We start from the raw sequence: 13335 nt of genomic DNA, 5'->3' as shown, positions 1-13335 counted from the left end.
TTTCTATCTCAACTTCAGTGTAACTATCGAAATGATTGCTAGAAAAATTCCAACAATCCAAAATCGTGTTACTATTTTACTTTCGTGATAGTTTTTTTTCTGATAATGATGATGTAAAGGCGACATTAAAAATATGCGTCGACCTTCACCAAATTTCTTTTTGGTATACTTAAACCAGCTTACTTGCAGGATTACGGATAAAGATTCTGCGAAGAAAATTCCGCATAACACAGGAATCAATAATTCTTTACGAACAGCTATTGCTATTACCGCAATGACACCTCCAATTGTTAAACTGCCTGTATCGCCCATAAACACTTGAGCCGGATATGTGTTGTACCATAAAAAACCTATTAATGCTCCAACAAAAGCAGATGTAAAAATTACTAACTCGCCTAACCTTGGTATGTACATGACATTTAAGTAATCTGAAAAAACAATATTACCAGAGATAAACGCAAAAATGGCTAGCGCAAAAACTATTATTGCACTACTTCCTGCTGCCAAACCATCTATACCATCTGTTAGATTTGCACCGTTAGACACTGCTGTTATGATAAAAATTACGATTGGTATAAAAATTAACCACGCGTACTTTGCATAATCATCGCCAAGCCATGTAATTAATTTTGAGTAATCAAACTCATTGTCTTTTACAAACGGAATGGTTGTTAAAAGCGATTGTTCCTCTGGATTGAATTCTCGCGGTGAATTTTGAGTGATTTTTTCGGTTTCAAATTGCGGGTTAATTTTTTCTTGTTTAATTGTAACTCCTGGATGAAAGTACATTACAGCTCCAACAAATAAACCTAAGCCAACTTGCCCCATTACTTTAAACTTTCCGCTTAAGCCTGCCTTATCTTTTTTAAAGACTTTTATATAATCATCTGTAAAACCAACTGCGCCCATCCATAGTGTTGTAACTATTAACATGATTACATAAATATTATCCAATCTTGCTAATAATAACACAGGAATTAAAGTGGCTAAAATGATAATGATTCCTCCCATAGTTGGTGTACCAGCTTTTTGCATTTGTCCCTGCAAACCTAAATCCCTAACAGACTCTCCAACCTGCTTTTTTTGAAGCATTAAGATTATTTTTTTTCCGAAAATAGTAGAAAACAACAACGACAAAATGATAGCTAAAGCGGCTCTAAATGTGATAAATTGAAACACACTTGCACCTGGCATTTGGTATTGTTCTTCTAAAAATTCGAATAAATAGTATAACATTCTTTATTTATTTTTTTGCTGCTTAAACATTGTTAAGCAAACACTATTTTTTTAACTGTTTTAAAAATTCTTTTACAATTTTGAAATCATCAAAATCTGTTCTTACGCCATTTACCTCTTGATAAGTTTCATGCCCTTTTCCAGCGATTAAAATGATATCATTAGGATTTGCTAATTGACATGCTGTTTTAATGGCTTGTCTTCTATCTACAATAGACATTGTTTTTTTAAAATTTTGAGCTTCTACGCCTTTTTCAATGTCATCAATAATGGTTTCTGGCACTTCTGTTCGTGGATTATCACTAGTAAAAATCACCTTTGTACTTAAAGCCGAAGCGATATGTCCCATTTTGGGACGCTTGGTTTTATCCCTATCTCCACCACAACCTACAACTGTAATTAATTCTTCGTTTTTGGTACGAATATCATTTATGGTTTCTAACACATTTTGCAATGCATCTGGTGTATGCGCGTAATCTACAATTGCGGTAATTTTTTCATCAGAAATTAAGAATTGAAATCTTCCGCTTACACTTTCTAACTCGCTAATAAATCTTAATAATTCATCTTTTTCAAGACCTAATAATTCCGCGCAAGCGAAAATTGCCAAAATATTATAAGCGTTAAATGTGCCAATTAATCTTACCCAAACTTCGTTATCATTCAGTTTTAATAACAATCCGTTAAATTGATTTTCTAAAATTTGAGCTTTATAATCTGCATAGCTTTTTAAGGCATAGCTATACTGTTTTGCTTTTGTATTTTGAAGCATGATGCTTCCGTTTTTATCATCGATGTTTGTTAGTGCAAAAGCTGTGCTTGGCAACTCATCAAAAAAGCGTTTTTTAACATCTCTGTATTCTGCAAAAGAATTGTGATAATCTAAATGATCGTGTGACAGATTGGTGAAAATTCCGCCTTCAAATTTTAATCCTAGTGTTCTGTTTTGGTCGATTCCGTGTGAGCTGACTTCCATAAAACAAAACTCTACACCTTCATCATTCATTTGCTTTAAATAGGCGTTGATTGTTAACGAATCTGGCGTTGTATGCGTTGCAGGAAACTCTTTATTATCTACCATAATTTTTACGGTAGACAACAGACCAACCTTAAATCCTGCTTTTTTGAATAACTGATATAAAAGCGACGCAATAGTAGTTTTACCGTTGGTACCGGTTACACCAACTAGTTTTAAATTTTCTGAAGAATTCCCATAAAAATTGGACGCCATTATTGCTAACGCACGACTTGAGTCGTCTACCTTTATGTAAGTGACACCTTTTTTTGTGATTGCAGGAATAACCTCACACACAACTGCAATGGCACCTTGATTAATCGCCGCATCTATGTATTGATGCCCATCTACAACAGTTCCTTTTATTGCTACAAACACATCATTAATCGCTACGCTACGCGAATTAAAATGAATGTTACGCACCATAACATTTGTACTACCTACAACTGCATCTAAAGTAACTTTGTATAATATGTCTTTTAATGTAATCACTATGCTTTTAAAACTACTGTTTGATCTTTTTTGACTTTTGTTCCTTTGCTAATAGATTGGTTTTCTACTACACCAACGCCTTCAATTTTTACTTTTAAACCCATATTTTCTAACAATGCTACTGCATCCATAACTGGTAAACCCGTTACGTCTGGCATGATTGTTTTATAGGTATTCGCTATTTTGTAATAGGTTTTGTATTCCTTTTCTACATTAGCCGTTTTAGCTTCTAAGCTCTCAACTTTATCAATAATTGGCGTGTCTGTAAATATCTTTTGAGCCACTTTTTTAAATACCGGACCAGATACATCTGCACCATAAAACCCTTTTTTTACACTAGGTTTATGAATAACAACAATGCAAGAATACTTAGGATTATCCGCTGGAAAATACCCTGCAAAAGACGAAATATATCGTGGGTTTTTGGACCAGTCCTTATGCCAATACTCTGTACGAGCCGTACCTGTCTTTCCGCCCATAGAGAAATAATCTGAATACAATGATGTACCTGTACCACGCTTTACAACATTTTCTAGCATGGTTTTTGCTTTTTTAAGTGTCTGATCAGAGCAAATCTTCTCATTAATTATTTCTTTTTCGAACACTTCTATTTTTTCATCAAGATTTCTTACCTCTCTAATAAATCTTGGTTTAACCATTACACCATTATTAGCAACAGCATTGTAAAATGTTAATGTTTGCAACGGTGTTATTTTTAAACCATACCCATAAGCTAATGATGGCAATGCATTTCTACTCCAATTTTTATGTCCAGGTTTTGGTATCATTGGTTCTCCTTCACCTTTAATTGAAATGTTTAGCTTTTTATCTAAATTCCATTGACTTAAAATATTTAAAAAACGCTCTGGATTTTTCGCGTATGCTTTATCTACTATAGTAGCTAAACCTATGTTTGATGACACTTCAAAAGCTCTTGCTGCAGAAATCTTACCATAACCATGAGAATCTTTTATTCCACGACCATAAAACACTTTATATCCATTACCAGTATCTATCACATCTGATGTATCTACTTTTTTATCTTCTAAAGCAGCCATTAATGCCATTAATTTAAATGTAGAACCAGGTTCATGCGCTTCGTAAACCGCGTAATTTCTTTTTTCGTAATAGGTGTTTTTAGATGTTCTTCCAAGGTTTGAAATAGCTCTAATTTCACCTGTTTTTACTTCCATTACTACTACAGTTCCGTGCTCTGCTTCGTATTTTTCTAATTGCTCTAATAGTGCGTGATGTGCAATATCTTGAATATTTACATCTATAGTTGTGTAGACATCGTAACCATCTTTTGGTTCAACTTCATTATCAACCGTAATTGGCTTCCATTGTCCTTTCCCTATTTTTTGCTTGATACGCTTTCCGTCTGTTCCTCTTAAATAATCACTTCCAAAAGCACCATCTATTCCTGCTCTTGTTATATTTCCTTCGTCATCAACACGCTCGTAACCAATAGTACGTTGCGCAACTTCACCTAAAGGATGTTCGCGTTTTACATACTGCTCTACAATTAAACCACCTTTGTACGGACCTAATTCTAGCAATGGAAAGCTTCTAAATTTTAGATATTCTGAATACCCAATATTTCTTGCTAACAAATAATACCTATTCTTGTTAGCTCGTGCTTTTTGCAATTCTTTTTTATAATAAGAAACAGACTTACCTGAATATTTTGAAAGCGCTTCACTTAAAGGTGTTAAGTACTCTTTAAATCGCTTATCGGTTGGCGTAATGGCATCAAACCTGATATCGTATTTTGGAATTGAAGTTGCTAAAAGACTTCCGTCTGCAGAGTATACATTACCACGGTTAGCAGGAATAGACACTTCTTTTATATTGCTTTCTTCTACTAAAGCCTTATACTTATCGCCTTGAATAAATTGAATGCTTAACAATTTAACCACAACAGCAATAGCGAAGATGAACATACATCCCGCTACAAAATACAATCTGTTTAATATGTTCTTTTCGTTAACTGCCACGATTGAGAACTTAATTTTGTGGTTTTACAATTATTTTGGTTGGCGGTATTACAGAAGGCGCCAAACCTTTTTCTTTCATTTTTTTTACAACTGAAGATTCCATTTTTAACTGCATTAATCTTGTTCTTCCGTCGTAAAGTGCCGATCGCAATTCTTTTACTTCGTTATTAAGTCTTGCTATTTCATACACTTTTTTATCTGCACTATGCGAACTTGCTATCATTATTATTGCCAACACAGAAATAAACAAGATGATGCGCCAGTTTTTAAACGAGTCTTCGCTAACTAAAAACGTTCCTCTTAATATGCTATAGATGCTTTTTTTCACTTTTATAGTTTTTCTGCTATTCTAAGTTTGGCACTTCTAGCTCTATTGTTTTCTTTTATCTCTTGTGCTGTTGGCACTATTAATTTCCCTACTTTTTTAAAAGGCACTTCAAATCTTCCAAACACATCACGTTCTGGCTCACCTTCAAACAATCCGTTTCGCATAAAACGCTTTACCAATCTATCTTCTAAAGAGTGATAAGAAATTAGACTTAATCTTCCGCCAGGTTTTAAAACCTCTGGTGTTTGCATTAAAAACTCTTTTAAAGCTTCAATTTCTTGATTCACCTCTATTCTAATCGCTTGATAGATTTGAGCTAAAATTTTATTTTCATGCTTTGGCGATAAAAACTTTTTTAAAGCAAATTTTAACTGCTCTGATGTTTTTATTTCACCATTCATTCTAGCTTCTACGATCACTCTTGCCATAGCTGGCGCAGCTCTTAACTCGCCATACTGTAACAACACATCACGTAAGTCTTCCTGACTATATTCATTAACAACATGATAGGCTGATAGTTGATTACTTTGATTCATCCTCATATCTAAATCTGCCTCAAAACGTGTTGAAAAACCACGTTCTGCCACATCAAATTGATGAGAAGACACACCAAAATCACCTAAGATTCCGTCTACTTCTTTTACACCATAAAACCTTAAAAATCGCTTTATGTATCTAAAATTTTCATTGATTAGCGTAAAGCGACTATCGTCTATTTTATTTTTAAGAGCGTCTTTATCTTGATCAAAAGCGTAAAGCCTTCCTTTTTCACCCAAACGACTTAAGATCTCTTTACTGTGTCCGCCACCACCAAAAGTGACATCTACATAAATACCATCTTCTTTAATCGCTAAACCATCTACGGTTTCTTTTAATAAAACTGGATTATGATATTCCATCTTCGTCATCTTGTCCCATTACTTCTTCAGCTAAATCTGCAAAATCTACAGTTGCGTCATCAATAGCTTTTTCATACTTCGTTTTATCCCAAATCTCAATAATATTAACCGCAGAGGACATTACAATATCCTTAGAGATAGAAGCAAAAACCACTAAATCTTTTGGTATTAACAACCTTCCGTTTGCATCAACATCTACCATTTTTACTCCAGCAGTAAACCTTCTAATAAAATCGTTGTTCTTTTTTTTGAATCGATTTAGCTTATTTATTTTCTGCATTAATGCATCCCATTCGGTCATTGGATACAATTCCAAACACTCTTGAAACACCGCTCTTTTAATCACAAACCCATTTTGCAACACACCATCCATCTGCTTTTTTAGAGCAGCAGGTAGCATTAGCCTTCCTTTGGCGTCTACTTTACATTCGTATGTTCCTATAAATGAGTTCAAAACAGTTTGAAACTGGGTTAATATTTAAAAATCAAATATATTGAAAATTTTACCACATTTTACCACATTTTACCACATTGTTAATAAGTTATGGTTTTTTAACATTTAAAAAGCGTGTAAATAATTGAAAATAGTAAGACAAACAACTTATCAAAAAGTGGGAAAGAAAAACAAATCTTAAGTGTCTTAATTTTTGGAAGTAAAAAGTTATATTAGGATTTGTTTTAAATGAAATACCTATATTTGTTGCTAAGCAAATGACTAACTGTTAATGACGCACAAACTTAAAAAAGAAGGAAAGTTTAATTACATAGAAGTTGGCACAGGACAACCAATTATTATTCTTCATGGACTTATGGGCGGACTTAGTAACTTTGACGCCGTAACCTCCTATTTTAGTACAAAAGGTTATAAAATAATAATTCCAAAATTACCTGTTTACACAATGTCTTTACTTAAAACAAACGTAAAGGCTTTTGCAAACTATCTACATGAATTTATAGATTTTAAAGGACTAGAAGATGTTATTTTATTAGGAAACTCACTTGGTGGACATATTGGTTTATATCATACAAAATTATATCCTGACAAAGTTAAAGCTCTAGTTATAACTGGTAGCTCAGGACTTTATGAAAGCGCTATGGGTAGTGGCTACACAAAACGTAGTGACTATGAGGTTATTAAGAAAAAAGCGCAAGATGTGTTTTATGACCCTGAAGTTGCAACTAAAGAAATCGTTGATGAAGTTTACGAAACAGTAAATGACAGAAATAAACTAATTAAAACTTTAGCTATTGCTAAAAGCGCTATAAGACATAATATGGCAAAAGATTTACCAAAAATGCAAACACCAACTTGCATTATTTGGGGAAAAAATGACACTGTAACTCCACCTGAAGTTGCAGACGAATTTAACAGTCTTTTACCAGATTCAGAGCTATTTTGGATTGACAAATGTGGTCATGCTGCAATGATGGAACATCCAGAAACTTTTAATGAAATTCTATACGCTTGGTTAAAAAAGCGTGAGTTTTAATTTATCCTTTTTGCAGAAATAAAGATAAATCTAATGCATATTAAATCTGCTACATTTGTAATGAGCAACTCTGACGTTGCTAAATGCCCAAAAGATAAGCTACCAGAATACGCTTTTATTGGTCGCAGTAATGTTGGTAAGTCTTCTTTAATTAATATGCTAACCAACAGAAAGAGTTTAGCTAAAACCTCTGGAAGACCAGGAAAAACACAACTAATTAATCATTTTTTAATTAATGATAATTGGTTTTTGGTTGATTTACCTGGTTACGGTTATGCACGCGTTTCTAAAAGCACAAAAAAAGTATTTCAGAAGTTTATAACTGAATATTTTGAAAAGCGAAGACAACTAATTACCGCTTTTGTTTTAGTAGACATTAGACACAAACCTCAACCAATAGATTTAGAGTTTATGGAATACTTAGGCTTAAACGGCATACCATTTTCTATTGTGTTTACCAAAGCAGACAAACTTAAACCAAAAGCTATTGAAAGACATATAGAAGATTATAAAAACATACTTCTTGAAACCTGGCAAGACATGCCAAATTACTTCGTAACATCTTCAAGTAAAAATATAGGTAAAGACGAGTTACTTGGCTATATTGACCATTTAAATAACACTATAGAAGTTGAACAGTAAAATAAAAAAGACCGCGTATAATAGCGGTCTTTTTTTTTAAATAGATTGTACAATTACTGATTTAACATCAGGTCCGTAATAGTTAACACCTCTATTTCTTCTTCATTACCTTCTTCGTCTTCTACAACTTCTATTGATGTTTGATAGGTAATTTTAAAGTCTTCACCTATATATTCGTCTGTATCTAAATCATAATTTTCTAATACTTCTTCTGAAGCATATTGAAATTTCATTGTTTGCTTTTCGCCTTTTACTTCTACAGTAAACACATAATTAAATTCTTCTGTCCCTTCATAGGTACCGCTTATTACTTTTTGGGTTGAAGGCGTTATAAAAGCTGTTGACAAATAAGTAACTAATGCAAAAACTGAAACGATAAGTTTTGTCTTCATTTTAAAAATAATTAAAGTTAAGTTTGATTTATTTTGCTCGGAAATTTGCCACCTCAAGTCCGATTGCTTTTAGTATTACAATACCTTGTAATTACGTGTGGTAGGATGAACTGAGTACGCTTTGTAAAATCTTATAAGGTTACCAAAATTTGGCTATAAAAAGATCAAATACTTCTATTACGATTAATATGATTATGATCCACTCTAAAGTACTACTTTCTCTATGGTCCATTATATCTTTAAAAAGCTCTAGATTTTCTTTTATAATTTCGATTCTTTCATGAATTAATCGATAACGAGCATGCAGGTCAAAAGACTGTTTTAAATCTGTATTTAATTTATTTAACTGCTCGTTTTCCCACGTTATTTCTGGCGAATCAAAAATATATAAGTTTTCAGAAATCTTGTTTTTAATATTTAACGTCTTTCCTATGAAGCGTTTTAGCTTATGTCCTGAAATGTCTAGTTTTCCTTTTTTCTCTAGATATAATGTATGTTGATGTGTTTGCTCAAGTAGTTCTTCTGTAATTTCAGAATATCTGTCTAATGCTACACTTTGCGATGCGTATAACATTACCAATCTTATCATTTCTTGATCAAGAGTTGGTAATTCTATGTGATTAAACTGGACTTTTAATGTTTTTGGCTTAATTAAAACCTCTGTTGCTTCCGACAGTTTTTGGAAGAAATAATTATTGGTATGTGGTTTTAAAGTATTTAACACTTCTGTTATTTGACTATCAGACATATTAAAAAAACTAACCATACCATATTGAAAAACATACACAAATGCATGTTGATCAATTTCGTAAAATAGCTCGTCACTATCTTGAAACAGCAATTGCCAAGACAATTGCTGTTTACAAGCTTTAATGTTTATACTACTAGCTATTTGATAAGCTACAACTTTATACATTGTTAAAAATCTTCGTCCTGCTCTTCGCTAGGCTCTATATCTGGATCTTGTACTGCTTCTGGATCATCACTATCAAAGTCTTCGTAATCATCTTCGTCATAATTTTCCATAGTTTGTACTAACTTGGTACTTACTTTTACTAAATATTTAGTGTCTTCTGTTGTTACTTCTACAGCTTCTACTAATTCATTTTTAGCATTTCTAAATTCGATAATATGATCCTCGTCATATCCATCAGGATACTTATCTACTAAAAGCTTTAAGATTTCTGGTGTTAATTTTTTAAAGTCTACGATAACACGTTTTAGGTTGTCAGGCTTTTTCATGGGATAATTTTACTTTTTCGGGTATGTATTTTTATATTTTAAAGTTATAGGAAATTTTTACCAATCCAAAAGGTATGCAAAGATTAACGGCGCTACTATTGTAGCGTCACTTTCTACAATAAACTTTGGTGTATTAATATCTAGTTTTCCCCAAGTAATTTTTTCGTTTGGTACTGCTCCAGAATAAGAACCATAACTAGTTGTAGAATCGCTTATTTGACAGAAATAACTCCAAAATGGCGTATCTGTGCGCTCCATATCTTGATATAGCATTGGTACAACACAAATAGGAAAATCTCCTGCAATACCACCACCTATTTGGAAGAAGCCAATTCCGTTTTGAGATTTTTCTGTATACCAATCTGCTAAAAAGGTCATGTACTCTATACCAGATTTCATTGTACTTGCTTTAAGCTCTCCTTTTAATACGTAGCTTGCAAAAATATTACCCATAGTACTATCTTCCCAACCAGGAACAACTATTGGTAAATTCTTTTCTGCTGCTGCATACATCCAAGAGTCTTTTAAATCTATTTCGTAATACTCCTCTAACACACCTGAAAGTAACATTTTGTACATATATTCATGCGGAAAATAACGCTCTCCATTTGCTTCTGCATCTTTCCATATTTTATAAATATGCTGTTGCAGTCTTCTAAATGCCTCTTCTTCTGGTATACAAGTATCTGTTACTCGGTTTAATCCTTTTTCTAATAAATCCCACTCGTCTTGCGGTGTTAAATCACGATAATTAGGTACACGTTTGTAATGAGAATGTGCTACAAGATTCATAATATCTTCTTCAAGGTTTGCACCTGTACAGCTTATTATTTGAACCTTGTCCTGACGGATCATCTCTGCAAAGCTTTTACCTAATTCGGCAGTACTCATTGCACCAGCAAGAGATACTAACATTTTTGCACCGTTGTTTAATTGCGCTTCGTATCCTTTTGCTGCATCTACAAGAGCTGCAGAATTAAAGTGTAAATAATGATGTTGAATAAATTGAGAAATTGGTCCTTTAGTACTCATAGTCTTCGTTATATTTTGTGCTGTTATTTTTTTGTTTGTTGTCGTAATTATTATCGTATTCGTCGTCTATATTTTCATCCAAAAACTTATAGCTCAACATTTTATAATATAATTTAGCTGCTAAAAAGTCTGAAGATTTTTCATCTTTATTTGGACAAAGCTCTACGATATCAAATCCTACTACATTTTTTTCTTCAAATATTTGTCTTAAAAAATCTAGGGTTTCGTACCATAATAATCCACCTGGTTCTGGCGTACCTGTACTTGGCATAATTGAAGGGTCAAACACATCTAAATCTATTGTTATAAATACGTTATCTGTCATTTGGTCAATTGCACTATCCATCCATGTGCTATCTTCTACCATTTCATGAGCAAAGTACGTTTTATCTTCATCCATTACAGTTTTTTCGATAGCATCCATAGATCTAATCCCTACTTGAATTAGATTTGTTGTTTGGCTTGCTTCGTAAACTGCACAAGCATGATTACATTTAGATCCTTCGTACTCTTTACGTAAATCTGCATGCGCGTCTAATTGTAATACTGTTAAGTTTGGATACATCTCGTTAAACGCACGGATTGTCCCAATAGATATCGAGTGCTCACCACCAAAAATAGTTACAAACTTATTCTTTTTAATATATCTTTTTGTTGCTTGATGTACAGCATCTACCATTGCTTCTGGGCTACTGTTTTCTGTTACAGCGTCTGCCAAAAACACACCTTGCTGATACACTTCTGTATCAGTTTCTATATCATATAATTCCATGTTTTCAGAAGCATCTAAAAAGGCTTGCGGACCTTTATCTGCTCCTTTTTGCCAAGTACTTGTACCGTCATATGGCACAGGTATTAACACTACTTTTGCTTTTTCTAATTTTGCGAATTCTTCTGGAATTCCTGCATACGTTTTAGTTTGCATAACCTAAAATTTTAAGTAAGTCTTCACTTTTTTGTTGTTCTGAAAATAATTGTGTTTTGATGTTTCCATCGTCATCTTTACTTATTAAGATGTGTTTTGGGCTTGGTATTAAACAGTGTTGTAATCCTCCAAAACCTCCTATGGTTTCTTGGTAAGCGCCTGTATTAAAAAAGCCTATATATAATGGTTTGTCAACGTTATATTTTGGTAGATATATTGCATTCATATGCTGCTCGCTATTGTAATAATCGTCACTATCACATGTTAATCCGCCTAATAATACACGCTCGTAACTATCTTGCCAACGGTTAATAGGCAACATAATAAATCTTTTATTAATTGCCCACGTGTCTGGTAATGTTGTTATAAAAGACGAATTTATCATATTCCATTTTTCGCGATCATTTTGTTGTTTTTGATATAACACTTGATAGATTGCTCCTCCGCTTTCACCTACGGTAAAACTTCCAAATTCTGTAAAAATATTTGGCACATCTACACCTTCTAAATCACAAATGGTTTGTATTTGATTTAAAATTTCATCTATCATATACTCGTAATCAAACTCAAAAGCTAACGAATTTTTTATAGGAAATCCACCGCCAATATTTAAACTATCTAATGTTGGACATATCTTTTTTAAGCTAACATAAACACGTAAACATTTGATTAACTCGTTCCAGTAATATGCATTATCCCTTATACCTGTATTTATAAAAAAGTGAAGCATTTTAAGCTCTACTTTTGGGTTGTCTTTAATCTGGTTTTTATAAAATGGTACAATATTTTTGTAACCTATACCTAAACGAGAGGTATAAAACTCAAATTTTGGTTCTTCTTCTGATGCAATTCTAATACCTACTTTAAAGTTATCATTAATTTCTTCTGATAGCAGATTAATCTCTTCGTAGTTATCAATTATAGGGATACAATTATGATGACCATTATTAATTAATCTAGCAATGTTAGTTATGTACTGCTCACGTTTAAAACCATTACTAATAACAAAGGTATCATTAGTAATTTTTCCTTCTTTTTTAAGATTTTCGACAATATCTATATCAAATGCAGAAGATGTTTCTATATGAATATCGTTTTTTAAAGCTTCATTTAAAACATGTTTAAAGTGAGAGCTTTTTGTACAATAACAATAGTTGTATTTACCTTTATAATTATGCTTATCTATAGCATTAGCAAACCATTGCTTTGCGCGTTGGATATTATTAGAAATTTGAGGTAGATAAGTAAATTTTAATGGCGCACCATATTCCTCAATCAACTTCATTAAATCTACGTCATGAAATTGTAATGTTTTATTTTTTAAATCAAACTCTTCTTGAGGAAAATCAAAAGTTTGACTTATTAAATCTATGTATTTAGTTTTCATTATTATTTTTTATAAATTTTCTAAAAAGTTACCAAAACAGTATGAATTTACTGTTAAAAAAATAATAAGAATTTTATCAAATTTGGATTTTTAAGTCATAAGTTGGCACAAAGCCAAGCTGATGCTGACTAGCATAAATTGAAGTAAATGCGGAAGTTAGCTTTAAAATTCGGTCACTTAATCTGTAAGCTGCTTTTGAATATGACTTCCTAATTTTCAAAAGCCCGAACATAGAAACAGTTTTCAAAATGTTCAGCT

14 protein-coding genes are annotated in these 13335 nt (G+C 32.6%); 2 read left to right on the top strand and 12 right to left on the bottom strand.

The window, feature by feature from the left end:
- Positions 1 to 3 precede the first annotated feature (3 nt).
- The 6 genes from mraY to mraZ all read right to left on the bottom strand — a co-directional run bounded on the left by mraY (position 4) and on the right by mraZ (position 6421).
- Positions 4 to 1236, bottom strand: a complete 1233-nt coding sequence (mraY, locus tag WA340_RS14105; RefSeq protein ID WP_106680016.1) for a phospho-N-acetylmuramoyl-pentapeptide-transferase — start codon at positions 1234 to 1236, stop codon at positions 4 to 6.
- 43 nt (positions 1237 to 1279) lie between these two features.
- Positions 1280 to 2743 (bottom strand): UDP-N-acetylmuramoyl-L-alanyl-D-glutamate--2,6-diaminopimelate ligase, encoded by a 1464-nt coding sequence (locus WA340_RS14100; protein ID WP_336129547.1) that lies wholly within the window; start codon positions 2741 to 2743, stop codon positions 1280 to 1282.
- Positions 2743 to 4686 (bottom strand): penicillin-binding protein, encoded by a 1944-nt coding sequence (locus tag WA340_RS14095; RefSeq protein ID WP_336129638.1) that lies wholly within the window; start codon positions 4684 to 4686, stop codon positions 2743 to 2745. The genes WA340_RS14100 and WA340_RS14095 overlap by 1 nt, the downstream gene beginning before the upstream one ends.
- Before the next feature lie 64 nt (positions 4687 to 4750).
- Complete coding sequence (locus WA340_RS14090) at positions 4751 to 5068, bottom strand: FtsL-like putative cell division protein (RefSeq protein ID WP_336129546.1); 318 nt, start codon at positions 5066 to 5068, stop codon at positions 4751 to 4753.
- A 2-nt stretch (positions 5069 to 5070) separates the two neighbouring features.
- Positions 5071 to 5967, bottom strand: a complete 897-nt coding sequence (rsmH, locus tag WA340_RS14085) for a 16S rRNA (cytosine(1402)-N(4))-methyltransferase RsmH (RefSeq protein ID WP_336129545.1) — start codon at positions 5965 to 5967, stop codon at positions 5071 to 5073.
- Positions 5954 to 6421 (bottom strand): division/cell wall cluster transcriptional repressor MraZ, encoded by a 468-nt coding sequence (mraZ, locus tag WA340_RS14080; protein ID WP_027881018.1) that lies wholly within the window; start codon positions 6419 to 6421, stop codon positions 5954 to 5956. The genes rsmH and mraZ overlap by 14 nt, the downstream gene beginning before the upstream one ends.
- 271 nt (positions 6422 to 6692) lie before the next feature.
- Here mraZ and WA340_RS14075 point away from each other — a divergent pair, with 271 nt between their 5' ends.
- Together WA340_RS14075 and yihA are read left to right on the top strand one after the other, a co-directional pair.
- A complete protein-coding gene (locus WA340_RS14075) occupies positions 6693 to 7457 on the top strand; it encodes an alpha/beta fold hydrolase (RefSeq protein WP_336129544.1) in 765 nt (254 codons plus the stop codon).
- Between the two features lie 33 nt (positions 7458 to 7490).
- Entirely contained in the window at positions 7491 to 8099 is a 609-nt protein-coding gene (yihA, locus tag WA340_RS14070) for a ribosome biogenesis GTP-binding protein YihA/YsxC (protein ID WP_027881016.1), read from the top strand.
- A 53-nt stretch (positions 8100 to 8152) separates the two neighbouring features.
- Here yihA and WA340_RS14065 read toward each other — a convergent pair whose 3' ends face one another.
- From WA340_RS14065 to WA340_RS14040, 6 genes are all read right to left on the bottom strand, one after another.
- Complete coding sequence (locus WA340_RS14065) at positions 8153 to 8491, bottom strand: hypothetical protein (protein WP_304145118.1); 339 nt, start codon at positions 8489 to 8491, stop codon at positions 8153 to 8155.
- 139 nt (positions 8492 to 8630) lie between these two features.
- Positions 8631 to 9407: an RMD1 family protein gene (locus tag WA340_RS14060; RefSeq protein ID WP_304145120.1), complete on the bottom strand. Its 777-nt coding sequence runs from the start codon at positions 9405 to 9407 to the stop codon at positions 8631 to 8633.
- A 2-nt stretch (positions 9408 to 9409) separates the two neighbouring features.
- Positions 9410 to 9733 carry a hypothetical protein gene (locus WA340_RS14055; protein WP_027881013.1) on the bottom strand — a complete coding sequence of 108 codons (324 nt, stop codon included), beginning with the start codon at positions 9731 to 9733 and terminating at the stop codon, positions 9410 to 9412.
- A 57-nt stretch (positions 9734 to 9790) separates the two neighbouring features.
- Complete coding sequence (locus WA340_RS14050; RefSeq protein ID WP_304145122.1) at positions 9791 to 10765, bottom strand: deoxyhypusine synthase family protein; 975 nt, start codon at positions 10763 to 10765, stop codon at positions 9791 to 9793.
- Positions 10755 to 11690, bottom strand: a complete 936-nt coding sequence (speB, locus tag WA340_RS14045; protein ID WP_336129543.1) for an agmatinase — start codon at positions 11688 to 11690, stop codon at positions 10755 to 10757. The genes WA340_RS14050 and speB overlap by 11 nt, the downstream gene beginning before the upstream one ends.
- Entirely contained in the window at positions 11680 to 13077 is a 1398-nt protein-coding gene (locus WA340_RS14040; protein ID WP_304145127.1) for an arginine decarboxylase, read from the bottom strand. Before WA340_RS14040 ends, speB begins: the two co-directional genes overlap by 11 nt.
- Positions 13078 to 13335: the final 258 nt, after the last annotated feature.

It is taken from the genome of Mesoflavibacter sp. CH_XMU1422-2 (assembly GCF_037029245.1).
GTDB classification, from domain to species: domain Bacteria; phylum Bacteroidota; class Bacteroidia; order Flavobacteriales; family Flavobacteriaceae; genus Mesoflavibacter; species Mesoflavibacter zeaxanthinifaciens.
This window is presented reverse-complemented; position numbering and strand designations above follow the sequence as displayed.